The organism is Vogesella oryzagri (genome assembly GCF_040148885.1).
GTDB lineage: Bacteria > Pseudomonadota > Gammaproteobacteria > Burkholderiales > Chromobacteriaceae > Vogesella > Vogesella oryzagri.
In genome coordinates this window covers 220,264-243,521 of the sequence record NZ_JBEFLD010000003.1, presented here as the reverse complement: position 1 = coordinate 243,521, position 23,258 = coordinate 220,264, and the positions used below count along the sequence as shown (strand labels likewise).

Genomic DNA, 23,258 nt, shown 5'->3' with positions numbered 1-23,258 from the left:
CCACCATGAGCCAGACCCAACCCATCCCTTTCGGCATCATGCTGCACGGCGCCGGTGGCCACATGAACTCGTGGAAGCACCCGTCCGGCCCGGCCGATGCCAGCGTGAACCTGGATTTCTACATCGACACCGCGCGCAAGGCCGAGGCCGCCGGCATCCGCTTTGCCTTCGTCGCCGACGGTCTGTACATCAACGAGAAGTCGATCCCGCACTTTCTCAACCGCTTCGAGCCGCTGACCATCCTGTCGGCCCTGGCCACCGCCACCCGCAAGATCGGCCTGGCCGGCACCGTGTCCACCTCCTACAGCGACCCGTTCACCGTGGCGCGGCAGTTCGCCTCGCTGGACCTGATCAGCGGCGGCCGCGCCGGCTGGAACGTGGTGACCACGCCACTGGAAGGCAGCGCCAAGAACTACAGCCGCCCGCACCCGGAACACGCGCTGCGCTACGAGATTGCCGACGAATACCTGCAGGTAACCCAGGGGCTGTGGGATAGCTGGGACGACGACGCGCTGCTGCGCAACCGTGACAGCGGCCAGTTCTTCGACCCGGCCAAGCTGCACGCGCTGAACCACAAGGGCCGTTTCTTCCAGGTGGCCGGGCCGCTGAACATCAGCCGCTCGCCGCAGGGGCAGCCAGTGATCTTCCAGGCCGGCTCGTCCGATGCCGGCATCGGCCTGGCCGGCAAGTACGCCGACGCGGTGTTCACCCACTCGCCGTCGCTGGACGACACCCGCCAGTTCCTGCGCCAGGTAAAAACCAGCGCCGTGGCGCATGGCCGCAGCGGCGACGACGTGAAAATCTTCCCCGGCATCAACCCGGTGGTGGCCGCCACCCGCGAAGAGGCCGAGGCCAAGTACCAGCGCATCCGCGACCTGCTCACCATCGACGAGGCGCTGGCCTATCTGGGCCGCTTCTTCGATCACCACGACTTCAGCCAGTACGATCTGGACGCGCCGTTCCCGGAACTGGGCGAGGTTGGCCGCAACAGCTTCCGCTCCACCACCGACCGCATCAAGGCCGATGCCAAGGCTCGCGGCCTGACCCTGCGCCAGGTGGCGCTGGAGGCAGCCACGCCGCGCGACCAATTCGTCGGCAGCGGCGAGGAAGTGGCCGACGAGATCATCCGCTGGATCGACGCCGGCGCCGCCGATGGCTTCATCCTCGGCTTTGCCGTGTCGGCAGAAGGGCTGGACGACTTCATCCAGCACGTGATCCCGGTGCTGGAGGCACGCGGCCGCTACCAGCGCGAGCTGCCGGGCCACACCCTGCGCGACCATCTGGGCCTGCCGCGCAAGCAAAGCCGCTACGCCGCCGCGCCGGCGAGTCAGGAACAGGTGGCGTAATGGGCGCATCCGACTCTGCGGCCAACCTTGCCGCTGCCGACCGCATCGCCGCGCATATCGCCGGCTTTGGCGAGCAGTTCGTCAGCCTGCGTCGCGACCTGCACCAGCACCCGGAGCTGTCGTTCCAGGAAGTGCGCACCGCCGGCATCGTCGCCGGGCTGCTGGCCAGCTGGGGCTACACGGTGACTACCGGCATTGCCGGCACCGGCGTGGTGGGCAGCCTGCGCCGCGGCAGCGGCGGCAAGCGGCTGGGCATCCGCGCCGACATGGACGCGCTGCCGATCCACGAGGCCACCGGCCTGCCCTACGCCAGCATCCACGCCGGGGTGATGCACGCCTGCGGCCACGACGGCCACACCGCCATCCTGCTGGCGGCGGCGCGCTACCTGGCCGAAGCCGGCCAGTTCGACGGCACGCTGCAGCTGATCTTCCAGCCGGCGGAGGAAACCGGTTCCGGTGCGCAGCGCATGATTGCCGAAGGGCTGTTCGAGCGCTTTCCCTGCGACGCGGTATTCGGCCTGCACAACTGGCCCGGCGTCAGCAGCGGCCATATCGGCTGCGTGTGCGGCCCGGCGATGGCGTCGGTGGATCAGGCGCACATCACCGTGCATGGCCACGGCGGCCACGGCGCCGAGCCGCAGCACGCGGTGGACCCGGTGGTGGTGAGCGCGCACCTGATCAGCGCGCTGCAGACGGTGGTATCGCGCAATGTGCCGCCGCTGGACATGGGCGTGGTGACGGTGGGCGCCATCCACGGCGGCGCCGCCTCCAACGTGATTCCGGACAGCGTGGAGCTGAAGCTGACCGCACGTGCCTTCCGCCCCGAGGTGCGCCAGCTGCTGGCGCAGCGGGTGCCGGCACTGGCACGCGCGCAGGCGGAAAGCTTTGGCGCCCGCGCCGAGGTGGACTACCGGCTGGGCTTTCCGCCGGTAGTGAACCACGCCGCGGAAACCGCCTTCGCCCGCCAGGTGGCCGTCGACACGCTGGGCGATGCCCGGGTGGAGGCGGACTTCCGCCCGCGCACCGCCAGCGAGGACTTCGCCTTCATGCTGCAGGCCCGCCCCGGCAGCTACCTGTTCTTCGGCAACGGCGACAGCGCGCCGCTGCACAACCCGCGTTACGACTTCAACGATGCGCTGATCCCGCTGGCGGCCAGCTACTGGGCCAGCCTGGCGGAGCGCTACCTGCAAGCCGATCCCGGCCAGGAGGCAACATGGCAGAGCAGCTGATTTTTACCTCGCCCGACGACCCGCGCGCGCAGCCGATGCTGGCCGCACTGACCGCGGAATACGAGCGCCGCTATGGCGACTACTTCAGCGCCGATGGCGCCGCTGCCGAGATGAACCGCTACCCGGTCAGCGCCTTTCAGCCGCCGGCAGGCAATTTCGTGCTGCTGCTGCGCGACGGCGTCGCCATCGCCGGCGGTGCCTTCAAGCGCTACGACCAGCACACCGCCGAGCTGAAGCGCATCTGGAGCCACCAGCAGCACCGTCGCCAGGGGTTGGCCGCACGCATCGTGGCGCTGCTGGAGCAACAGGCGCAGCTGCAGGGCTACCGCCGCGTGTACCTGACCACCGGTTTTCGCCAGCCGGAGGCGGTGGCCTTGTACCTGAGCCAGGGCTACCGCGCGCTGTTCGACCTGCAGGCCGATCCGGAGCGCTACGGCAGCCTGCCATTTGAAAAAGACCTGCGTCACGACCACAGCCGGCTGCCGCCGGGCAGCCCCGCGCTGCCGGCACCGTTTGTCGCCTGAACACACCAGCAAGGACACCCACCATGAGCGAATTCACCCACTTTGCCGCCGCCACCAGCACCGGTGCGCTGGACGGCAGCCGCCCGGACGACGGCCCCGGCACCAGCCACAGCAAGCCCTGGCGCGACTACGCCGCGCTGCGCGTCATCCCCGCCCGCTACCCGGCACGCACCCTGGGCACGGCGCTGGCGCTGCTGCTGATCGCCGCCACCGCCTATTCGGTGCTGACCAACCCGCGCTGGGGCTGGCCGGTGTTTGCCGAATGGTTTTTTGCCGAGCCAGTACTGACCGGGCTGGGCCGCACCCTGCTGCTGACCGCGCTGGGTACTGTCGCCGGCTTTGCGCTGGGCACACTGCTGGCGCTGGCGCGGGTGTCGCGCTCGCCGCTGCTGGCCAGCCTGTCGTGGAGCTATGTCTGGCTGTTCCGCTCCATTCCGCTGATCGTGCTGCTGCTGATCCTCAACAACCTGGGCTATCTGTACGAAACCATCTGGCTGGGGGTGCCGTTTACCGACATCACCTTCGCCAGCTGGTCCACCACCCAGCTGATCACCCCGTTCGCCGCCGCCCTGCTGGGGCTGACGCTGAACCAGGCCGCGTTTTCGTCCGAGATCATCCGCGGCGGCATCCTGTCGGTGGACCAGGGCCAGCACGAGGCCGCCGCCGCGCTGGGGCTGCCGCGCCGCCGCCAGGCGCTGCGCATCGTGCTGCCGCAGGCCATGCGCACCATTCTGCCGACCGCCTTCAACGACATCATCGGCCTAGCCAAGGGCACCTCCAACCTGTACATCCTGGCGCTGCCGGAGCTGTTCTACACCATCCAGGTGATCTACCGCCGCAACCTGGAGGTAATCCCGCTGCTGATAGTGGCCACCGTGTGGTACCTGATCATCCTCACCGTGCTGTCCGCCATCCAGGTGCACGTGGAACGCCATTACGCCCGCGGCGCGCTGCGCACCGTGGAGCCGGGCTGGCTGGGTAAATGGTGGGCGCGCCGGCGGCCGCAGGCGAGCAGCGGCACCGCCGTTGTGGCCGCTGCGGCCAACGCCAGCCTGGGCAGCGAGCGCCGCCAGCAACTGGCGCGCATCAAGGGCGGCGCGGTGTCGATCCATAACGTCAGCAAGCAGTTTGGCGCGCTGACGGTGCTGGACAACGTGTCGCTGGACATCGCCCCCGGCAGCGTCACCGCCATCCTCGGCCCGTCCGGTTCCGGCAAGTCCACCCTGCTGCGCACCATCAACCATCTGGAACGCGTGGACGGCGGCTTTATCGCCATCGACGGCGAGCTGATCGGCTACCGCCAGCACGACGACGCGCTGTACGAGCTGAAAGAGCCGGACATCCTGCGCCAGCGTGCCGACGTGGGCATGGTGTTCCAGAACTTCAACCTGTTCCCGCACCTGACCGTGCTGGAAAACATCATCGAGGCACCGCAGGCGGTGCGCGGCCAACCTCGCGAGCAGGCCGAAGCGCTGGCGCGCGAGCTGCTGGCCCGCGTCGGGCTGGCGGACAAGGCCAATGCCTTCCCGCGCCAGCTGTCCGGCGGCCAGCAGCAGCGCGTCGCCATTGCCCGCGCGCTGGCGCTGCAACCCAAGGTGCTGCTGTTCGACGAGCCGACCTCGGCGCTGGACCCGGAACTGGTGGGCGAGGTGCTGGACGTGATCCGCGAGCTGGCCAACAGCGGCGCCACGCTACTGGTGGTGACCCACGAGATCGGCTTTGCCCGTGAAGTGGCCGACCGCGTGGTGTTCATGGAACACGGCCGCATCGTGGAAAGCGGCACCCCGGCCCAGGTGCTGGGCCAGCCGCAACACAGCCGCACCCGCGAATTCCTGGCCAAAGTGCTGTAACGCTTTTCCCTACCGGCGGCGGGCAAGCCCGCGGCCAACCACACACACAAAAGGACTAACCCATGCACTTCTCGCCCAAACTGCGCCGCAGCATTGCCGGCTCCCTCGCCCTCGCCGCCCTGACCCTGCCGGTGGCCGCCGCCGAATTCAAGGTCGATCTCAGCCCGGAACAACCGGGCCGCGTACGCGCCGCCAAGGTGGACGCCGCCATCAAGCAGATTCCCAAGGACGTGCGCTTTGCCAAAGACGGCGTGTTCACCGTGGCCATCAACGGCGGCCGACTGCCATTGGCCGCCTTTGCCAGCGACACCAAGACGCTGGTGGGCTCGGAACCGGACATCGCGCAACTGGTGGCCGACAGCCTGGGCCGCAAGCTGGAGATCGTTAACGTGGCCTGGGCCGACTGGCCACTGGGGCTGTCCTCCGGCAAGTACGATGCGGTGATTTCCAACGTCACCGTGACCGAGGCGCGCAAGGAGAAGTTTGATTTCTCCACCTACCGCAAGGACACGCTGGGCATATATGTGAAGACCGGCGGCCCGGTCAAGCAAGTGCGTGAGCCGAAGGACATTGCCGGCCTGCGCGTGATCGTCGGCGCCAGCACCAACCAGGAGCAGATCCTGCTGCGCTGGAACCAGCAGAACGTGGCCGCCGGGCTGAAGCCGGTGGAGGTGCAGTACTACGACGATGACGTGGTGCAGCGGCTGGCGATCCAGTCCGGCCGCGCCGATGCCTACCTCGGCCCCAACGCGCTGGCCGCCTTCGAGGCAGCCAAGGATGGCAAGACCCGGCTGGCCGGCACCTTCTCCGGCGGCTGGCCGCTGAATGCCGACATCGCGGTGACCACCCGCAAGGGCGCCGGCCTGGCCGCCGCCATCACCACCGCCATCAACGCCCAGATCAGCAACGGCAATTACGCCAAGGCGCTGAAGCGCTGGAACCTGGGCTCCGAAGCCATCACCCAGTCGCAGACCAACCCGGCCGGCCTGCCCAAGAGCTAAGCCAGCAGTCTGCGCCTTGCCCCCGCCCTGCCGGCCTTGCCGGCGGGGCTGTTACCAGGAGCCACCATGCGTTTTGTCCGTTCCCTGCTTCCCGCCCTGTTGTTGAGTGCCGCCGGCAGCGCCACGTTGGCCGCAGGCATCCAGTTTGATTTCAGCCCGCAGCAAGCGGGCCGCGTGCGCGCCGCGCCGCAGCCGGCGGCGATCAGCGCCATCGGCAAGCAGTTCAAGCCGGTGAAGCCCGGCGTGCTGACCGTGGCCATCGCGCCGTATGCGCCGCCAATCGCCACCTACGCCACCGATGCCCGCAGCGTGGTGGGCTTCGACCCGGATTACGCCCAGCTGGTGGCCGACAGCCTGGGGCTGAAGCTGGATCTGCAGCCGATTGCCTGGGCCGACTGGCCGCTGGGGCTCACTGGCGGCAAGTACGATGCAGTGATTTCCAATGTCGGCGTCACCGAGCAGCGCAAGGAGAAGTATGACTTTTCCACCTACCGCCTGGGCCTGCACGGCTTTTATGTGAAGGCCGACAGCCCGCTGCGGCAGATTCGCGAGCCGAAGGACATCGCCGGCCTGCGCATCACCACCGGCTCCGGCACCATCCAGGAAAAAATCCTGCTGCAGTGGGACCGGCAGAACACCGCCCGCGGCCTGAAGCCGATCGAGCTGCAGTATTACGACGATGAAGCGGCGCGCAATGTCGCGCTGCTGTCCGGCCGTGCCGATGCCATTTTCAATCCCAATTCGCCGCTGGCCTACCAGGCGGCGCGCGACGGCAAGACCCGGCTGGTGGGCACGGTGAATGCCGGCTGGCCGCTGCAGGCCGATGTCGCCATCGCCACCCGCAAAGGCAGCGGCCTGGCCGCGGCGCTGACGCAGGCCACCAACGGCCTGATCAAGAGCGGCAAATACGCGCAGGCGCTGGCGCGCTGGGGCCTGCAGGCCGAAGCGCTAAGCCATGCCGAAACCAACCCGCCGGGGCTACCCAAACTGTAGGAGCCGATGATGGCCATTGAAGAAATCAGCTTTCTGATCCCCGGCAACTATGCCGACGACCAACCACAACAGGGGCTGGAGCACACGCTGCAGCTGATCCGCCACGGCGAGGAGCTGGGCTACGACATTGCCTGGGTGCGACAGCGCCACCTGGAACGCGGTATTTCCTCCGCCGCCACCTTTCTGGCCGCCGCCAGCCAGCGCACGCGGCGCATTGGCCTCGGCACCGCGGTGATCCAGATGGGCTACGAGAACCCGTTCCGTCTGGCCGAGGACTTGTCCACCGTGGACGTACTGTCCGGCGGGCGGCTGCAGGTCGGCCTCAGCAGCGGTGCGCCGCCGTTTGGCGAGCTGCTGGGCAGCCGCCTGTTCGATGCCGATCCGGCCGCCATCGATTTCTCGCACCAGCGGGTGCAACGGTTGCGCGACAATCTGCGCGGCGAGCTGCTGGGCGACGACGACACGCTGGTGGACTCCCCCGCCGGCCGCCAGCGGCCGCGGCTGCACCCGCACGCGCCGGGGCTGGAGCAGCGGCTGTGGTACGGCGGCGGCTCGCTGCGCTCGGCGGAATGGGCCGGCAGTAACGGCTTTCACCTGCTGATCGGTAACCTGACCCGCGGCGAGCACAGCGACGATTTCTTTAGCGCGCAGCAACAGCAGCTGGACCGTTTCCATACCAGCTGGCAGGGCGACACGCCGCCACGGGTGGCGCTGGGGCGGGTGATCGTGCCGCTGGACAGTGCCGATGCCGCCAGCCGTCGCCATTATCTGGCCTACGCCGCCAGCCGCCACGCCCGCACCCTGGCGCCGCAGGGCGAGCGTCGCACGCTGTACGCCCGCGATCTGGTGGGCAGCAGCGAGCAGATTCTGGCCTGGTTGGCGGCCGACCCGATCCTGCCGCAGGTCAGCTCGCTGCGGCTGGAGCTGCCGTATGACTTCAGCCCGGAAGCCTATCTGCAGATCCTGTCCGACTTCGTGCACCACATCGCGCCGGCGCTGGGCTGGCAGCCACGCCGCTGATGCGGCCAACCTTGCCACGTAAAAAAGCCATGGTGCTTGCCACCATGGCTTTTTTGTTTCCCAGCGCGGCTGGCTTACTGCACGCGCGCTACTTCGTCGAACGCCAGCCGCGGGCCGCGCGGAAACGCCTGGCTGCTGTCGCCGTAGCCCAGGTTGACCAGCAGGATGCTCTTGTAGCGGCCATCGCTGAAAAACTCGCGGTCCACCGCCTCGGCATCGAAACCGCTCATCGGCCCGGCGGTCAGCCCCAGCGCCCGCGCCGCCAGCACCAGGTAGGCCGCCTGCAGCGTGGCATTGCTGCGCGCGCCCGGTTCGATCAGGTGCGGCAGGCTGTCGTAAAAGCCCTTGGCATCGAAGGCCGGAAACTGGGTGGGCAGCTGTTCGTGAAAGCTGGTGTCGTAGGCCACGATCACCGTCAGCGGTGCGGCCAACGTTTTGTCGCGATTGCCGGCGGACAGGGCCGGCGCCAGCCGGCTCTTGGCGGCGGCGGAGCGCACGAACACGTAGCGCGCCGGCTGGCCGTTAAAGGCGGTGGGGCCCCATTTTTGCAGCTCGTACAGTTGCTGGATCAGCTCGTCGCTTACCGGCCGCTCGCTGAAACTGTGCAGCGAGCGGGCATCGGTAAACAACTGCGCCAGCGCCTGCGGTGCCAGTGCGGTAGACATGGCGGCTCCTTACAGGGTGGCGATGGAGACTTCGGTGGATTTGACGAAGGCGATCACCTCCGACCCCGGCTTCAGCCCCAGCTCGCGTACCGAGCGGGTGGTAATCACCGAGGTGACAATGCCGGAGGCGGTTTGCACGTCCACTTCCGACAATACCGGGCCGTCGATGATTTCCTTGATCACGCCGCGAAACTGGTTGCGCACATTAATGGATTTGATGCTCATGGTGAATTCCTCTACTGGGTGGTTATCGATTGCCGCTAAATACCCGACATGGCGGTGATTTCCCTATCGCCCCATGCCGCGGTTTTTAGCCGACGGTCGAATTCACCTTACCAGCCCCATTGCCGCGACCAAACGAATTAAAGCTGGCTTGCTTTTGCATATTCCAGCTAAGCAGCCGGTGTGATGAGCTTGTGAAAAAAGCTTGGTTCACCTGGCTGCGCGCCATTCCCACAATCCGGATTCATTCACATCAGGGAGAAGCGCATGAAACAGAAACTGCTAGCCGGCGCCGTGATTTTCGCCAGCCTGCTGGGGCAACCGGCATTGGCCGATATTTCGCTGCTGAATGTGTCCTACGACCCGACACGTGAGCTGTATCAGGATTTCAATGCCGCCTTCGCCAAGTACTGGAAGGACAAGACCGGCGACACCGTCACCATCAAGCAATCGCACGGCGGCTCCGGCAAGCAGGCGCGCTCGGTAATCGACGGCCTGGAAGCCGATGTGGTGACGCTGGCGCTATCCAACGACATCGACGAGCTGTACCAGAATGGCAGGCTCGTGGCGCCCAACTGGCAGCAGCGGCTACCCAACAACGCCACGCCTTACACCTCCACCATCGTGTTCCTGGTGCGCAAGGGCAATCCCAAGGCGATTCGCGACTGGAGCGATCTGGCCCGCCCCGGTGTGGACGTGATCACCCCCAACCCCAAGACCGGTGGCGGCGCGCGCTGGAACTACCTGGCGGCATGGGGCTACGCGCTGAAACAGCCGGGCGGCAACGACGCCAGCGCCCGCGCGCTGGTGCAGAAGATCTACCACAACGTGAAAGTACTGGATTCCGGCGCCCGCGGCTCGCTGATCACCTTTGCCCAGCGCGGCATCGGCGACGTGCTGATCTCGTGGGAGAACGAGGCCTTCCTCGCCACCCGCGAGCTGGGGCCGGACAAGTTCGACATCGTGGTGCCGTCGGTCTCCATCCTGGCCGAGCCGCCGGTGAGCGTGGTGGACAAGGTGGTGGACAAGCGCGGCACGCGCAAGGTGGCCGAAGCCTACCTGCAATACCTGTACAGCCCGCTGGGCCAGGAGTTGGCCGCACAGAACTACTACCGCCCACGCGACCCGAAAGTGGCCGCCAAGTACGCCGCTACCTTCAGCAAGGTGAAGCTGTTCACCATCGACGAGGTATTCGGCGGCTGGGCCAAGGCACAGCAGACCCACTTCGATGATGGCAAGATCTTCGATCAGATCTACGCCAAATAAGCCAAGCCGTGCCCCAGCGCGACCGTGCTGGGGCGATGGCTGCTGTTTGGTAACGGCAAGTGCCGCACAGTAGCCGCACCGGACCGCAATGCCCGCCATCGGCAGTGCTGTCCGCGTTGCAGGACTGCCGCGCGGGCCAGCCAGACCCTGCGGCAGGCACAAGCCGCCCCTGCCGGGCCCGGCACAAATCACCTCTCCCGCGGACTTACCAACCCGCCGTATTTTTGGCGGCGCTTCCGGCCGCGTACCGCCCCACCCTGCACAATGGCACGGGCGCGGCAATTACAACCAGCGCAAACAGTTACCTTTAAAATCAAATGCTTGCTATATGCGTTTTGACAAAGTACGAATAATCGTAAAAAGAGCGCGAAAAAGCGCTTGACGCCAATTATCACGTACGTTAAAGTGCGCACCTCTTCGCGATGCAGCGATGCAAAACGAAGAACCTGTGGGGGTATAGCTCAGCTGGGAGAGCGCTTGCATGGCATGCAAGAGGTCATCGGTTCGATCCCGTTTACCTCCACCACAGTCCCCATCGTCTAGAGGCCTAGGACACCGCCCTTTCACGGCGATAACCGGGGTTCGACTCCCCGTGGGGACGCCAATCTGGGGGTATAGCTCAGCTGGGAGAGCGCTTGCATGGCATGCAAGAGGTCATCGGTTCGATCCCGTTTACCTCCACCAGATAAAGAAAAAACCGACCTTCGTGGTCGGTTTTTTCATTTTCATCGCCGCAGCACATCGCGGCCGCCAACCAGCTATTATCGATCGCCCGCCGCTGCGGCCAACAACCGTTGCTCGCTGGTCGCCAGACTGTCCGCCAGTTGCTGCCAGGCAGCGGCTTCGGCACTGTGCTGCAGCGCACGTAGCAAGAAGTGACAGATAACAAACAGCGGCTGCAAGCGTGCCCGCGCTGCCGCCAGCTGCTGCGGCAGCACCGGCAACAGCCATGGCCACAGTTGCACCAGCCGCGCCAGCACGGCGGCCACCTGCTCCAGCTCGGAAAACAGGCCATGCGCCGGGCGACCACCCGCCAGCAGCGCCCGCTCCTTCAGATCGTCGATCCGTTCTTGCAGCAGCAGCAGCAAACGTTCCAGCTGCGCCTGCAACTGTTCCGGGGTGGCATCGCGCGCCGGCTCGCCATCCGGGTCCAGCAGCAAGGCATGCTGCGCCAGCAGGCTGGCGTGAAAATCACTACCCGCCTCCGCCGGCGATTGCGACAGCGGCCTGGGCAGCGGCGGGTGTGGCAACTGCTCGCTGACCGCGCCGGAGGCATGCACCGGATCGATACGAATCATCACTCGCCTCCTGCCGCGCCCGCCAGGGCCGCCGGCTCAAAAGCCGAACAAATGCCCCAGCTTGGCCTGCTTGGTATTCAGGTAGTGGTCGTTGTACTCGTTGCGGCCAACCTGTAGCGGCACACGCTCCACCACATTGATGCCGGCCTGCTGCAAGGTGGCCACCTTGCGCGGGTTGTTGGTCATGATGCGCACCGCCGGCACGTCCAGCAGCGACAGCATTTCACGGGCGATGCGGAAGTCGCGCATGTCGGCCGGGAAGCCCAGCTGCTCGTTGGCCTCCACGGTATCGGCGCCGCCATCCTGCAGCTTATAGGCGCGAATCTTGTTCAGCAGGCCGATGCCGCGACCTTCCTGGCGCAGGTACAGCAGCACGCCCCGCCCTTCGCGGGCGATGGCTTCCAGCGCGGCTTCCAGCTGAAAACCGCAATCGCAGCGCAGCGAAAACAGTGCATCGCCGGTGAGGCATTCGGAATGCACGCGCGCCAGCGGCGCCTCGCCCTGCAGCTCACCCAGGGTCAGCGCCACATGTTCGCGCCCGCCCTCTTCTTCGAATCCGTGCATGTCGAACACGCCGAACGGTGTCGGCAGTCGGCAGCTGGCCACCAGCGCAACGCGTGGCGCCTTATCGGTTTGGCTCAAAATGTACTCCGGTTATCCATGGCAGCAGCGGCATGGTAGCGGCCGCCGCCCACCCCACAAAGCGCAAAGTTTTGCAGGCTATATCAAAAATTTTCAACAGGGTTGGCCGCAAGCGCGGCAAAGGGTTGCGCCAAGGCCAGCGCCAGGGCCGCCAACATGGCCTGCCGCTGTTCATCAAAAAATCCGGCCCTGGCATCTTCGGCATCCAGAATGCCCAGTACCGTACCATCGGCCGCCAGCACCGGCAGGCAGACTTCGCTCTGCACCTTGGGATCGCACTCGTAGTAGGCGCCGCCGGCCTGCTGCCAGGCCTGCACGTCGGCAATTACCGCACCCTTGCCGCTCAGGCCGACACGGCTGTTGTTGCTGAACAGCGCGAAATCCTCGCTCAGTGGAAACTCGGCACGACTGGGCAAGCCACGATAGGCCAGTTTCACCAGCCGCGGCAGACCGTCCCGCTCGAAGCGGCAGTACACCCCCAGCCAGTCCGCCGGCAGCAGCCGTAACGCGGCCTGTACCAGGGCGTCCAGCTCGCGCAGCCTAGCCACCGCCGCGGCACTGCGACCACCCAGCCACGGCGACACGTCGTACGGCTCCGCCTCCAGCTCGTCCACCAGCGAGCAGCTGCCACCCTCTCCCAGTTTGGGCACCCGGTAGCTGTAAAGTTCATCCTCGCTGCGCAGTGCGGCCGGCTGCGCCAGTGCCTGCTGCAGCGCGGCAATGCCTTGCTGCAAGGCAGCTAATGACAGCTTCAAGCCAGCGTGCTGAAGATAGGATGCGGCATGCGGCATGGTTGGCCACCCAGACAAAGTAATTTAGTCGGGTATTATCGCCCCTTTTCGCCCATGGACTCCAGCCATATACCCGTCGGCCGGCGGAAAAAACGCCGCCGCCCCGGCCATCGCCAGCCCGGGCAAGCCTGGAGCACTGCCGGACAGGCCCACCGGGTTGCGGCCAACGTGTAAAAGGTAATGGCAAGGGACAAGGACTACAGCAGGCTGCGGCGCGTGGCGGCTGGCGCGATGACACGCGACGCCAAGCGAGAGGAAATATAGGCACGACCATAACAACAAGACAGGCATGCCGCACGGCCGGGACCGCGGGGCATGCCTGCCAGAGACCTCACGCGGCAGCAGATACCGCCGGCGACAGCAGCCAGCCGTGCTGTTCCAAATCGCGGCCAACCAGCCGATTGCGGCCACTCTGCTTGGCTTGATACATGCGGCTATCAGCCAGTTCCAGCAGCTGGCGCCAGTCGTTGACGCTGTCTTCCTGCCATTCGGCCACCCCGATGCTGGCGGTCAGCGGCTGGCCGTCCGGACGCAGTCCGAGCCCCGCCTGACGCAGCCGGCCCAGTGCATGCACCGCCTGGCTGGCCGTAGTATTGGGCAGCAGCAGCAGAAACTCCTCGCCACCCCAGCGCACCAGCACATCGCCCTTGCGCAGCTGGTCCACCACCCGTTCGGCCAGCACCTGCAGCGCCAGGTCGCCGGCATGGTGGCCATAGTGGTCGTTGATGGTCTTGAAATGATCGATATCGATGAATGCCACGCACAGCGGACTCTGGCAGCGCATGGCCAGAGTCGCCTGCAGCTCCAGCACTTCCTCGCCGCTGCGGCGCGAGAAGGCGCCGGTCAGCGGATCGCGCACCGCCTGCTGCACCAGCGCAATCATGAACGCCAGCTGACTGATACAGGCCAGCGCTGCCACACCGGCAATCAGCACCTGCAACCAGAAGCTACCCCAGAACGACGGCCAGTCCACCGTGGTCCATTCCAGCATGCCGCCCAGCATGTGCGCCGCTAGCGCCGGCAGGGCAAAGCCGAGACTTTCGGTCAACGTCAGCGGAAAGATGGCCAGCCCGGCCAGCAGCACGAAGGGCAGGAAGGCATAACCGGTGCCAATGGCCGCCGAGATACCCTCCAGATGGTGGTTCAGCAGCAGCAGGTGCGACACCACATAGAACACGGAAGGAATGGCAAACAGGCACACCATGCCGCCCCATGCCTGCAGCAAGGAGCTGTAGGCGCGGTAGTGACGGTGCAGGCCGAAGAAAGCCAGCGAAGCGACGATGCGCGCCACCGCCAGCTGCCAGCTAAGCGCCAGCGGCAGCACCAGCAGATCCACCACGATCCACAGCGGCGTCAGGATGGCAAACAGGCAGGCTACCAGCCGCACACGATTGACAATGATGCGGGCGCGGCGGCCATTCATCAGCGGCATGTGACCATGCGGCGACAGCAGCCAGCGCGCTTCGCTGTGATTTACCTCACCCGGCAACAACCCCACCAGCTTGAGCCATAACTGCCTGGATAACCCGCTCATTTGCCATCCCTCCTAGGACGAGCCGATCATTATCAGGATCCGGACCCCAGCTGGATTTGCCAAATATCAACAGACCACCATTGCGCACAAAACAAAACCGGCGACACCACAGGTGACGCCGGCTGGCAGGCAACAAGCTGGCTTGAAACCCCTAGCTATAGCTGAAGTGCGCGCGCTTCACATTGCACAGCAGTTCGTAACTGATGGTGCCGGCCTTGGCCGCCACCGCGTTGACACTAATAGTATCGCCCCACAGTTCCACCTCGCTGCCGATACCGGCCTGCGGCAGATCGGTCAGATCCACCGTCATCATGTCCATCGACACCCGACCGATGACCTGGCTGTTGGCACCATCGATCAGCACCGGGCTGCCACTGGAAGCCAGCCGCGGATAGCCGTCGGCGTAGCCGCAAGCCATCAGGCCGACACGGGTTGGCCGCGTGGTAACGAAGCTGGCGCCATAGCCCACCGGCTCGCCCACGCCCAGCTCGCGCACGCCAAAGACGCGGGTCGACAGCCGCATCACCGGCTTGAGGCCAGCAGCCGCCGGATGGCCGTCCGGCAGTGGCGACGAGCCGTACAGCATGATGCCCGGGCGACCCCAGTCGCGGTGCGCCTGCTCGTGGATCATGATGCCGGCAGAGTTGGCCACGCTGATGTCACCCGGCAGACCGACGGTAGCGGCATCAAACGCCGCAATCTGTGCCGCAGTGGCGTCGCAGCCCGGTTCGTCGGCGCGGGCGAAATGGGTCATTTTGACGATGGCATCGACCTTGCCGCTGGCCAGCAGGCGCTGGTGAGCGGCGGCGTAGTCGGCCGGGAAGAAACCTGCGCGATGCATGCCGGAGTCCATCTTCAGCCACACACGGTACGGTTTGTCGGCCGGTGCCGCCAGCAGCATCTCCAGCTGCTCGCGGCTTTGCACCACCAGCCACAGCTCATGTGCCTGCACCTCGGCCAGCTCGGCCGCTTCGAACACGCCTTCCAGCAGCAGGATCGGGCCGGTGATGCCGCCGGTGCGCAGCTGCAGCGCCTCTTCCAGGCAGGCAACCGCGTAGCCGTCGGCGATATCGGCCACCGCCTGGGCGCAACGCACCGCGCCGTGGCCATAGGCATTGGCCTTCACCACGGCCAGCGCGCGGCCGCCGTGGCGCTGGCGCGCCAGCAGATAGTTGTGACGGAAGTGATCCAGGCGGACGTGGGCAATCAGGGGACGCATCGTTTCGTTCTCGGAGAATTAGGTCGCGACAGGCATAAAAAATCCTGCCGCGCAGTACGGATCATGCTGGCGCCAGCCGGAAACCGGCGGGCGCTGCGTGGCTATGACCGCATTGCGGGGCAGGAATTCGGGCGAATGATCAGGCGTTGGCAGTGGCCGGCCGGTACATCGGTACCACCAGCGTCTGACCACCCTTGGCATAACGCTGCATGGACAGGCCATCGATGCTGATTTCCGGCTGGGCGCCGACAATCTGGTCGGCCAGTACTTTGCCGGAGCCAGCGCACATGGTCCAGCCCAGCGTGCCGTGGCCGGTGTTCAGCGACAGGTTGGCAAAGCGGGTGCCACCGATGATAGGGGTGCCGTCCGGGGTCATCGGGCGCAGGCCGGTCCAGAACTCGGCACGCGACACATCGCCGCCGTCCGGGTACAGGTCGGTGACCACCATTTCCAGCGTCGCGCGGCGCTTCGGGTTCAGGCTAAGATCGAAACCGGCCAGTTCGGCCATACCGCCAACACGGATGCGGTTGTCAAAACGGGTAATGGCGATCTTGTAGGTTTCGTCTAGCACGGTGGACACCGGTGCGCCGTTGGCATTGGTGATTGGCACGGTCAGCGAGTAGCCCTTCACCGGGTACACCGGGATGTCGATACCCAGGGTTTTCACCATGTCGCGCGAGTAGCTACCGGTTGCCACTACGTAGTGGTCGGCGGTCAGCAGCTCGCCTGCCACACGCACGCCGGTTACCTTGTTGCCATAGGTCTCGATGCCGTCGATGCTCTTGCCCCACAGGAACTGCACGCCCAGCGCCGCACACATCTCCGCCAGGTGAGTAGTGAACAACTGGCAGTCGCCGGTATCGTCGTTCGGCAGGCGCAGGCCGCCCTTCAGCTTGTGCTTGGTTTTGGCCAGCGCCGGCTCGATTCGGGCGCAGCCGTCGGCGTCCAGCACCTGGTATTCCACGCCGCACTCTTTCAGCACCTCGATGTCTTTGCCCATGGCATCTACTTGCTGCTGGCTGCGGAACAGCTGCAAGGTGCCGCCCTTACGACCTTCGAAGTCGAGGCCGGTCTCGGCAGTCAGCTCGCGGATCTTGTCGCGGCTGTACTCGGCCAGACGCATCATGCGGCCTTTGTTGACGTTGTAATCCTGGTAGTTGCAGTTGGCGAACATGCGCGCCATCCACTCCCACTGGTAGGTGCTGCCATCGACGCGGATCGCCAGCGGCGCATGTTTCTGGAACAGCCACTTCAGTGCTTTCATCGGGATGCCCGGTGCCGCCCATGGCGCAGCGTAGCCCGGAGAAATCTGGCCGGCGTTGCCGAAGCTGGTTTCCAGCGCCGGACCCGGCTGACGTTCGATCACGGTTACATCCACCCCGGCCTTGGCCAGATACCAAGCAGTGGAAATACCCACCACACCACCACCCAATACGATGACTTTCATGCGCTTCTCCAGACCCCTGCGTGACGGCGTAACCCCGTCTGATTGCTGTACATGTAACCACCTGGACACCGTCCAGTGAATTTCCGTAGTATATTGAGAGAAACACAGTTTTTTTAACTTAGTTTAAACACATAAGCAGCGTATTTTCTTTTAAAAACGGTAATTTACAGTGAAATCGCCATACAAAAATGGTGCGCCGCAGCGCCAACTTGACCGCATCGACCTGAAAATCCTGCACCACCTGCAGGCCAACGCCCGTATCTCCATGACCGAGCTGGCCGAAACCGTGGGCCTGTCCACCACCCCGTGCACCGAGCGGGTGCGCCGACTGGAGCGTGACGGCGTCATCGAGGGCTATCACGCGCGACTGAATCCGCAGGCGCTGGGCGCCAGCCTGCTGGTATTCGTGGAGATCAAGCTGTCCGCCAAATCCGGCGACATCTTCGACGCCTTCCGCCGCGAGGTGCAGAAGCTGCCGGACGTGCTGGAATGCCACCTGGTGTCCGGTGAATACGACTACCTGCTCAAGGTGCGACTGCCGGACATGTCGATGTACCGCAAGGTATTGGGCGACATCCTGCTCAAGCTGCCGCAGGCCAACGAGTCGCGCAGCTACGTGGTGATGGAGGAAGTGAAGGAAACCGCCATCCTGCCGCTGGGCAACTGACCACCGTACGCACCAAAGCGGCGCAAGCCATTGAGCGCGCACCGCTTTACACCATTGCAGGCACCAAAATCGCGCCACGGCTGACATAAAACCCGCCTTGGTGCCCAAATGGCGAACTGGCACCGTTATTGCTCATGAATGCCCCAATATCACGCATAACAACGGGACGCCTTCATGACCGCCATTTCTCCCAATGACGTTCTCTTTCTGCTGCTCGGCGCGGTAATGATCCTGGCCATGCACGCTGGCTTCGCCTTTCTGGAGCTGGGCACGGTGCGCAAGAAGAATCAGGTCAACGCGCTGGTAAAAATCCTCACCGACTTCGCGGTATCCGCCATCGCCTACTTCTTTGTCGGCTATAGCGTGGCCTACGGCGTGAATTTTTTTGGCGATGTGCAGCACATCAGCCAACACAGCGGTTATGAGCTGGTGAAATTCTTCTTCCTGCTGACCTTTGCCGCCGCCATCCCCGCCATCGTCTCCGGCGGCATTGCCGAGCGTGCCAAGTTCCACCCGCAATCGGCCGCCACCTTCCTGCTGGTGGGCCTGGTGTACCCGTTCTTCGAAGGCATTGCCTGGAATGGCCACTTTGGCGTGCAGGATTGGCTTGCGGCCAACCTTGGTGCGCCGTTCCACGATTTCGCCGGCTCGGTGGTGGTGCACGCGGTCGGCGGCTGGATCGGCCTGGCCGCCGTGCTGCACCTGGGTGCCCGCCGCGGCCGCTACAGCAAGGAAGGCCGCATTGCCGCGCACCCGCCGTCGTCCATCCCCTTCCTGGCGCTGGGCGCCTGGATCCTGATCGTCGGCTGGTTCGGCTTTAACGTGATGAGCGCGCAGAAGGTGGCCGGTATTTCTGGCCTGGTAGCTATCAACTCGCTGATGGCGATGGTGGGCGGAACGCTGACCGCGATGTGGCTGGGCAAGAACGACCCGGGCTTCATCCACAACGGCCCGCTGGCCGGGCTGGTGGCGGTGTGCGCCGGCTCCGACATCATGCACCCGGCGGGCGCGCTGGTCGTCGGTGGCATTGCCGGCGCCATGTTCGTGTGGCTGTTCACCCTGACGCAGAACCGCTGGAAGATCGACGACGTGCTGGGGGTATGGCCGCTACACGGTCTGTGCGGCGCCTGGGGCGGCGTAGCGGCCGGCATCTTTGGCCAGCACTGGCTGGGCGGCGCCGGTGGTGTGAGCCTGGGGTCGCAGCTGCTGGGCACCCTGGCCGGTATCGCCGTCGGTTTTGGCGGTGGCTATCTGGTGTACGGCCTGCTGAAGAAAACCGTGGGCATCCGCCTGAGCGACGAAGAGGAATTCAACGGCGCCGACCTGTCGATCCACCAGATCACCGCCACACCGGAACGCGAAGCCAACTGGTAGCTGAACTAACAAAATCGATGCGGACAAAATCAGGCCTGCCGAATTAAAGCAACTTCTGACAACTGGGCATGATGCAAAAGAGGCTCCTCAGGAGCCTCTTTTCTTTGCGCATCCAATACGGGTGAGAATTCAGAAGAAATCAGTCCAGACAACCGCTGGCTGCTTTTCCGATTCCCACTATTTTCCCGAACGCCACAGCAGTCTCGCGACAGCAACTGTGCCGCTAGCTGGCCAAGCGTTGTCGGGCTACTCCCGATGGAAGATCAAGGAAAATCGATGGCCAATATGATTAAAGCCCCGCATAGCGGGGCTTTACAGGGCGAACCTGGGTCAGGCTTACAGCGGCTGAATGCCAGATGCAGCCGGGCCTTTTTGGCCCATGCCACGGGTGAAGCTTACCTTCTGGCCTTCGTGCAGCGACTTGAAGCCATCGGCCTTGATTTCAGAGAAATGGGCAAACAGGTCATCGCCACCGTTGTCGGGGGTGATAAAGCCAAAACCTTTTGCATCATTGAAGAATTTAACGGTACCGGTTTCCATGGTGTACTCCTTGTGTCGGTAAAGGCAAAAATGCCAAATAAAGCACGATAATCAAGGAATAGATAAGGAAACAATGAAGACCAGCTTGGTGGGCAACGAGGTATCGATAGATATGGCGCTTGAACATCCTGCTATGTCGGTTATACGGGTCAATTAGCAGGAAGTCAATAAAATACTGATTTTTCTTAGTTTTTTATATGGCATAAATGGCCGTGCAGTTACATTACATACCAGATAGTTAGCAATAACATGGGCTGGCAGGCACGGCCAGTGCTATGCTGCTTGGCTAATATTATTGCGCCACCATCGCCCTGGTTTTTCCCAAAGTGCACAGCCCCACACTTGTCGCCATTGCCGCCATTCTGCTGCTTGTCATGACACTCATGCTGCTGGCTGCCTGGCGCTTCAATCCGCGTATTGCCGGCCTGGGGGCGTGGACGCTTTCCTACGGCTTTGCGCTGCTGATCAGCCTGAACTTGTTGCTACGCGCAGTAGCACCCGAGCTGCTTCTGGTGCTGCTAGCCCAGTTTTCCGCATTCATGATGGCGTATCTGAATCTGCAGGGCACACGCGCCTATGTCGGCGCCGCCCCCCTGCCATGGCGCTATGGTGTGACGGGGCTGGCCGCCGTGCTGGCCTCGGCCGCCTACTTCACCCTGCTGCAGCCAAACGAAGCCATGCGCTACACCCTGATAAGCCTGGTGCTGGGCGTGCTGTTTCTGCTGTGCGCACGCAGCATTGCCAGAGGCAATATTTGGGACTACCCGGCCCGTTACCTGTATGCCCTCGCCAGCGGTGGACACGGCTTGTTCCTGTTACTGCGTCCCTGGTTGTTCAGCCTGGACAAGCAGGGGCTGCTCGACACCCAGCGGGCCATTGCGGTTTCGCATATCGTGGTGGTGGAGTCCATCGTCGCCGTGGTGTTGATGGCATTCTGCATCGTGATGCTGGCTAACGAACAGGTCACCCTGGCGCTACGCAATATTGCTGACCGCGATCCGCTCACCAGCGTGTTCAACCGCCGCGCCTTTCTGGCCTTGCTGGACAAAGCGGCACGCTACGCCGACCGGATGCACTTCCCCCTCTCCATCCTGCTTATCGATCTGGATCACTTCAAGAAAATCAACGACACCTGGGGGCACCGTGCTGGCGATGAAGCCCTGCTGCATTTCGTGTCCATAGCTCAAGGCTGCATGCGTGATGGCGATGTAGTTGGCCGCCTTGGTGGTGAAGAGTTTGCCATTTTCCTGCCCAATGCCCAGCAGCATGAAGCAGAAGCCGTGGCTGACCGCGTGCGCCGCGCGGTGGAAGCCGTGCCTTTAGCATATGGCGAAACCAGAATTGGTTTAACGGTCAGTGTGGGTGTGGCCTGCCGGCTGAGCAGCGAAACGCCGGAACTGACACTCCACCGCGCCGATGCCGCCATGTACCTGGCTAAAAGAAACGGTCGCAACCGCATTGAACTGGCGCAGCCCAGCCAGTTGGGCAGCGCGCAAGGTCCCGCTTAGCTCAAGGCTCGCCGCATCATGCCTCGGCAGGTAAAGGCAGCGGCACCTGCGGCAAGTTGGCGTGGGAAACACCCCGGACACGCAACAGCAACGCCCGCAGCGGAACATCACTGCGGGCGTTGTCATCTCATGCTCAAGGCTGCGAGTGAACCTCGAAGCGATGGTCACAGGCGCGGCAGCGCAGGGCGGCTTCCGGCGTCCAGTAGACATGGGTGACCGTTTTGCTGCCATTGCGGTTTTCGCGCTCGTACACCGAGCTTCTGCCGTTGGCGGACTGCCGCACCAGCACGCCCCAGCTACGCGGATCATCACTGATATCGATGTCCGCCGCGCTGGCACTGCTGCTGCCAGCAGCAAGCGTCGTGGTGCTATCCAGGTGCGCATAAATCAGCGTCAGCTCCTCGAAATCATGCGCATTGGGCGTGGTACTGGCCGGGTTGCCGGCATTGCCACCGGTATTGGAGAAGTAATCCATGCAGGTGTTGAGGGAACTGCCGTCTTCCGACTGGTGATCCAGGCCAAAGGTATGCGCCACCTCTTGGCACACCACGTGCCGTTTCTCAAAGGGATTGTTGTAGGTCGCCAGATTGAAGTAGGAGTCGTTCATCTTGGCGCTACCTTGAGTGATATGGCTGCCACCGCTGATGTTGATGGACGCCAGCCCCAGCCAGCCATTGAAGCCGTACTTGCCATTGCAGACCTGGGTGGTGCCGGTCACCATGGAGCAGGTGCGCTTGCTGGAACGGCCGCCAACCACCTTCACCGTCAACGGGGTGCTGCTGGCGGCAAAGGCGGTTGGGTTGTTCCAGTCCTGCGTGCTCAGTGCCAGATAGGTTTTCCAATCCGCGCTCATATTGTCCCCCACCTGCAGGGTGAAGGGGTTGGCCGTGCGCGCCCAGTGATACGTACCCCACGCATGCTGGGCCCAACTGTGGCCCCCCAGCACGGCGAGCAGCAGCGCCAGCAGCCCGCGGCGCCAGTGCCTGTTACCAGAGTGATTCATGGTGACATCCTTTACTCAAGGGCATGGCGGGCGATGCCGCAACATGCCGGCGATGGAAGGGCCCCCTTGGCACGATCAAGGCCGGGCCTGTCGGCGGCGGCACGATGTTTTCATCGTTATAGCGCGTAGCGGTTTGCCAAGGCGAGCCGATGGGCGTCGTGTCACGGCCAGTCGGCGTAGTTGCGCATCGCCAGCGTCTCGGTGCTGGCCACCTGGCTTATGGCGGCGGTGCGATAGCGGGCGGGAGTCAGCCCGGTGCGCAGGCGGAAGAAGCGGCTGAAGTGGGTGGTGCTGCGAAAGCCCAGATCGGCCGCCACCTGTTCGATGCTGAGGCCGGGGCGCACCAGCCGCAGGCAGGCCTCGTGCGTCAGGCGGTCGTGCAGCAGGTCCAGCGGCGTGCGCTGCAGGCTGCGCATGCAGATATCGTGCAGCCGGTCATGCGAGATGCCCAGCGCACTGGCGTAGTCGGCGATCTTCCAGTGCTCGCGCAGATGCAGTTCCGCCAGGTGGCGGAAACGCATCAGCAGCGCCGAGTTGGTGCTGTGCCCCTGCTGGCTGATGTCTTCCAGTCCGGACAGCCGCCAGCAGTGAATCAGCACCAGCGACAGGTGCGCGGTCAGAAAGCTCCACGATGCCTTGCCGCCGCGCTTAAGTTCGCGCTCCACGCTGCGGCAGGACTGCGCCAGTTCGTCCAGCGATTCGGCGTCTTCGATCTGGTTCTGCACTACCCGGCGTTCGGCCAGATAGCGCAATGGCGCCGATTCGGCGCCCTGCCCCACCGCCTCCTTCACCAACACGTCCGACAACGACAGCAGGTAGCCGGCGCTGCCGGGGCTGACGCGCAGATAGCTTTGCGGCAGCACATCCACCCACGCCACGGCCGGTGCGGCCAACGTGATGCTTTCCCGCCCCAGCCCGATGACCGCGCTGCCGGCCTGCAGCAGAATGGCCGCCCGCGCGGTGTCGTGACGGCCATTGGCCAGCGTATAGCGCCGCGCATCGAGTGTGCTGTCGATGCGGTGTGCGGCGGCATTGGTGTTGATGCGTTGCCGGTAAAGAATGGAAGCCTGGGTCATGGATACACGATGCGAGCTGGGCGGCAGTCTTCATGATAACGGT

22 protein-coding genes, 3 tRNA genes and 1 pseudogene are annotated in these 23,258 nt (G+C 64.4%); 15 read left to right on the top strand and 11 right to left on the bottom strand.

What is annotated here, in order from left to right; genetic code table 11:
• Positions 1–5 precede the first annotated feature (5 nt).
• The 8 genes and pseudogenes from ABNW52_RS06425 to ABNW52_RS06390 all read left to right on the top strand — a co-directional run bounded on the left by ABNW52_RS06425 (position 6) and on the right by ABNW52_RS06390 (position 7,963).
• Positions 6–1,346: an LLM class flavin-dependent oxidoreductase gene (locus ABNW52_RS06425; protein ID WP_349585566.1), complete on the top strand. Its 1,341-nt coding sequence runs from the start codon at positions 6–8 to the stop codon at positions 1,344–1,346.
• Positions 1,346–2,575, top strand: coding sequence for a M20 aminoacylase family protein (locus ABNW52_RS06420; protein WP_349585564.1), 1,230 nt, complete (start codon positions 1,346–1,348; stop codon positions 2,573–2,575). The genes ABNW52_RS06425 and ABNW52_RS06420 overlap by 1 nt, the downstream gene beginning before the upstream one ends.
• Complete coding sequence (locus ABNW52_RS06415) at positions 2,560–3,099, top strand: GNAT family N-acetyltransferase (RefSeq protein WP_349585562.1); 540 nt, start codon at positions 2,560–2,562, stop codon at positions 3,097–3,099. The genes ABNW52_RS06420 and ABNW52_RS06415 overlap by 16 nt, the downstream gene beginning before the upstream one ends.
• A gap of 23 nt (positions 3,100–3,122) precedes the next feature.
• Positions 3,123–4,025 (top strand): annotated as a pseudogene (locus tag ABNW52_RS06410) (amino acid ABC transporter permease); the annotation flags it as partial.
• Positions 4,026–4,199: 174 nt separating this feature from the next.
• Positions 4,200–4,949: an amino acid ABC transporter ATP-binding protein gene (locus ABNW52_RS06405; protein ID WP_349586032.1), complete on the top strand. Its 750-nt coding sequence runs from the start codon at positions 4,200–4,202 to the stop codon at positions 4,947–4,949.
• A 62-nt stretch (positions 4,950–5,011) separates the two neighbouring features.
• Positions 5,012–5,950, top strand: a complete 939-nt coding sequence (locus ABNW52_RS06400) for an ABC transporter substrate-binding protein (protein WP_349585560.1) — start codon at positions 5,012–5,014, stop codon at positions 5,948–5,950.
• Positions 5,951–6,016: 66 nt separating this feature from the next.
• Positions 6,017–6,943 (top strand): ABC transporter substrate-binding protein, encoded by a 927-nt coding sequence (locus ABNW52_RS06395; protein ID WP_349585558.1) that lies wholly within the window; start codon positions 6,017–6,019, stop codon positions 6,941–6,943.
• A 6-nt stretch (positions 6,944–6,949) separates the two neighbouring features.
• Positions 6,950–7,963: an LLM class flavin-dependent oxidoreductase gene (locus ABNW52_RS06390; RefSeq protein WP_349585556.1), complete on the top strand. Its 1,014-nt coding sequence runs from the start codon at positions 6,950–6,952 to the stop codon at positions 7,961–7,963.
• A gap of 74 nt (positions 7,964–8,037) precedes the next feature.
• Here ABNW52_RS06390 and ABNW52_RS06385 read toward each other — a convergent pair whose 3' ends face one another.
• Positions 8,038–8,628 carry a malonic semialdehyde reductase gene (locus ABNW52_RS06385; RefSeq protein ID WP_349585554.1) on the bottom strand — a complete coding sequence of 197 codons (591 nt, stop codon included), beginning with the start codon at positions 8,626–8,628 and terminating at the stop codon, positions 8,038–8,040.
• A 9-nt stretch (positions 8,629–8,637) separates the two neighbouring features.
• Positions 8,638–8,853 (bottom strand): TOBE domain-containing protein, encoded by a 216-nt coding sequence (locus ABNW52_RS06380; protein ID WP_349585552.1) that lies wholly within the window; start codon positions 8,851–8,853, stop codon positions 8,638–8,640.
• 264 nt (positions 8,854–9,117) lie between these two features.
• Between ABNW52_RS06380 and ABNW52_RS06375 the strand changes: the two genes are divergently transcribed.
• From ABNW52_RS06375 to ABNW52_RS06360, 4 genes are all read left to right on the top strand, one after another.
• On the top strand, positions 9,118–10,116 hold the full coding sequence (locus ABNW52_RS06375) for a sulfate ABC transporter substrate-binding protein (protein ID WP_349585550.1): 999 nt from the start codon (positions 9,118–9,120) through the stop codon (positions 10,114–10,116).
• A gap of 450 nt (positions 10,117–10,566) precedes the next feature.
• Positions 10,567–10,642: transfer RNA gene (locus tag ABNW52_RS06370), tRNA-Ala, on the top strand.
• Between the two features lie 2 nt (positions 10,643–10,644).
• Positions 10,645–10,720, top strand: a tRNA-Glu gene (locus ABNW52_RS06365).
• A gap of 4 nt (positions 10,721–10,724) precedes the next feature.
• Positions 10,725–10,800, top strand: a tRNA-Ala gene (locus tag ABNW52_RS06360).
• Between the two features lie 77 nt (positions 10,801–10,877).
• Here ABNW52_RS06360 and ABNW52_RS06355 read toward each other — a convergent pair.
• From ABNW52_RS06355 to ABNW52_RS06330, 6 genes are all read right to left on the bottom strand, one after another.
• Positions 10,878–11,414: a hypothetical protein gene (locus ABNW52_RS06355; protein WP_349585548.1), complete on the bottom strand. Its 537-nt coding sequence runs from the start codon at positions 11,412–11,414 to the stop codon at positions 10,878–10,880.
• Between the two features lie 36 nt (positions 11,415–11,450).
• Complete coding sequence (gene ribA, locus ABNW52_RS06350) at positions 11,451–12,056, bottom strand: GTP cyclohydrolase II (RefSeq protein WP_349585546.1); 606 nt, start codon at positions 12,054–12,056, stop codon at positions 11,451–11,453.
• A gap of 83 nt (positions 12,057–12,139) precedes the next feature.
• Positions 12,140–12,811, bottom strand: coding sequence for a GAF domain-containing protein (locus ABNW52_RS06345; RefSeq protein WP_349585544.1), 672 nt, complete (start codon positions 12,809–12,811; stop codon positions 12,140–12,142).
• Positions 12,812–13,178: 367 nt separating this feature from the next.
• Positions 13,179–14,381 carry a GGDEF domain-containing protein gene (locus ABNW52_RS06340; protein ID WP_349585542.1) on the bottom strand — a complete coding sequence of 401 codons (1,203 nt, stop codon included), beginning with the start codon at positions 14,379–14,381 and terminating at the stop codon, positions 13,179–13,181.
• A gap of 151 nt (positions 14,382–14,532) precedes the next feature.
• On the bottom strand, positions 14,533–15,600 hold the full coding sequence (gene alr / locus ABNW52_RS06335; protein ID WP_349585540.1) for an alanine racemase: 1,068 nt from the start codon (positions 15,598–15,600) through the stop codon (positions 14,533–14,535).
• Positions 15,601–15,739: 139 nt separating this feature from the next.
• The gene (locus ABNW52_RS06330) at positions 15,740–17,047 is read right to left on the bottom strand and encodes a D-amino acid dehydrogenase (protein ID WP_349585538.1); all 1,308 of its coding nucleotides are present in this window, start codon (positions 17,045–17,047) and stop codon (positions 15,740–15,742) included.
• Between the two features lie 169 nt (positions 17,048–17,216).
• On the opposite strand from ABNW52_RS06330, the gene ABNW52_RS06325 reads away from it, so the two are divergent.
• Both ABNW52_RS06325 and ABNW52_RS06320 read left to right on the top strand, forming a co-directional pair.
• Complete coding sequence (locus ABNW52_RS06325; protein ID WP_349585536.1) at positions 17,217–17,714, top strand: winged helix-turn-helix transcriptional regulator; 498 nt, start codon at positions 17,217–17,219, stop codon at positions 17,712–17,714.
• 174 nt (positions 17,715–17,888) lie between these two features.
• Complete coding sequence (locus ABNW52_RS06320) at positions 17,889–19,088, top strand: ammonium transporter (protein ID WP_349585534.1); 1,200 nt, start codon at positions 17,889–17,891, stop codon at positions 19,086–19,088.
• Positions 19,089–19,424: 336 nt separating this feature from the next.
• Here ABNW52_RS06320 and ABNW52_RS06315 read toward each other — a convergent pair whose 3' ends face one another.
• A complete protein-coding gene (locus ABNW52_RS06315; RefSeq protein WP_349585532.1) occupies positions 19,425–19,628 on the bottom strand; it encodes a cold-shock protein in 204 nt (67 codons plus the stop codon).
• A 383-nt stretch (positions 19,629–20,011) separates the two neighbouring features.
• Here ABNW52_RS06315 and ABNW52_RS06310 point away from each other — a divergent pair, with 383 nt between their 5' ends.
• Complete coding sequence (locus tag ABNW52_RS06310; protein WP_349585530.1) at positions 20,012–21,136, top strand: GGDEF domain-containing protein; 1,125 nt, start codon at positions 20,012–20,014, stop codon at positions 21,134–21,136.
• 133 nt (positions 21,137–21,269) lie between these two features.
• On the opposite strand, the gene ABNW52_RS06305 is transcribed toward ABNW52_RS06310, so the two are convergent.
• Positions 21,270–22,139 (bottom strand): hypothetical protein, encoded by an 870-nt coding sequence (locus ABNW52_RS06305; protein WP_349585528.1) that lies wholly within the window; start codon positions 22,137–22,139, stop codon positions 21,270–21,272.
• A 161-nt stretch (positions 22,140–22,300) separates the two neighbouring features.
• Positions 22,301–23,215: a helix-turn-helix domain-containing protein gene (locus tag ABNW52_RS06300; protein ID WP_349585527.1), complete on the bottom strand. Its 915-nt coding sequence runs from the start codon at positions 23,213–23,215 to the stop codon at positions 22,301–22,303.
• Positions 23,216–23,258 lie beyond the last annotated feature (43 nt).

Coding starts and splice junctions, on each gene's coding strand:
- ABNW52_RS06425 (WP_349585566.1), top strand. CDS start 6: ATGAGCCAGACCCAACCCATCCCTTTCGGCATCATGCTGCACGGCGCC.
- ABNW52_RS06310 (WP_349585530.1), top strand. CDS start 20,012: ATGCTGCTGGCTGCCTGGCGCTTCAATCCGCGTATTGCCGGCCTGGGG.
- ABNW52_RS06315 (WP_349585532.1), bottom strand. CDS start 19,628: ATGGAAACCGGTACCGTTAAATTCTTCAATGATGCAAAAGGTTTTGGC.
- ABNW52_RS06375 (WP_349585550.1), top strand. CDS start 9,118: ATGAAACAGAAACTGCTAGCCGGCGCCGTGATTTTCGCCAGCCTGCTG.
- ABNW52_RS06420 (WP_349585564.1), top strand. CDS start 1,346: ATGGGCGCATCCGACTCTGCGGCCAACCTTGCCGCTGCCGACCGCATC.
- ABNW52_RS06355 (WP_349585548.1), bottom strand. CDS start 11,414: ATGATTCGTATCGATCCGGTGCATGCCTCCGGCGCGGTCAGCGAGCAG.
- ABNW52_RS06400 (WP_349585560.1), top strand. CDS start 5,012: ATGCACTTCTCGCCCAAACTGCGCCGCAGCATTGCCGGCTCCCTCGCC.
- alr (WP_349585540.1), bottom strand. CDS start 15,600: ATGCGTCCCCTGATTGCCCACGTCCGCCTGGATCACTTCCGTCACAAC.
- ABNW52_RS06385 (WP_349585554.1), bottom strand. CDS start 8,628: ATGTCTACCGCACTGGCACCGCAGGCGCTGGCGCAGTTGTTTACCGAT.
- ABNW52_RS06380 (WP_349585552.1), bottom strand. CDS start 8,853: ATGAGCATCAAATCCATTAATGTGCGCAACCAGTTTCGCGGCGTGATC.
- ABNW52_RS06300 (WP_349585527.1), bottom strand. CDS start 23,215: ATGACCCAGGCTTCCATTCTTTACCGGCAACGCATCAACACCAATGCC.
- ABNW52_RS06320 (WP_349585534.1), top strand. CDS start 17,889: ATGACCGCCATTTCTCCCAATGACGTTCTCTTTCTGCTGCTCGGCGCG.
- ABNW52_RS06340 (WP_349585542.1), bottom strand. CDS start 14,381: ATGAGCGGGTTATCCAGGCAGTTATGGCTCAAGCTGGTGGGGTTGTTG.
- ABNW52_RS06305 (WP_349585528.1), bottom strand. CDS start 22,139: ATGAATCACTCTGGTAACAGGCACTGGCGCCGCGGGCTGCTGGCGCTG.
- ABNW52_RS06330 (WP_349585538.1), bottom strand. CDS start 17,047: ATGAAAGTCATCGTATTGGGTGGTGGTGTGGTGGGTATTTCCACTGCT.
- ABNW52_RS06395 (WP_349585558.1), top strand. CDS start 6,017: ATGCGTTTTGTCCGTTCCCTGCTTCCCGCCCTGTTGTTGAGTGCCGCC.
- ABNW52_RS06390 (WP_349585556.1), top strand. CDS start 6,950: ATGATGGCCATTGAAGAAATCAGCTTTCTGATCCCCGGCAACTATGCC.
- ABNW52_RS06415 (WP_349585562.1), top strand. CDS start 2,560: ATGGCAGAGCAGCTGATTTTTACCTCGCCCGACGACCCGCGCGCGCAG.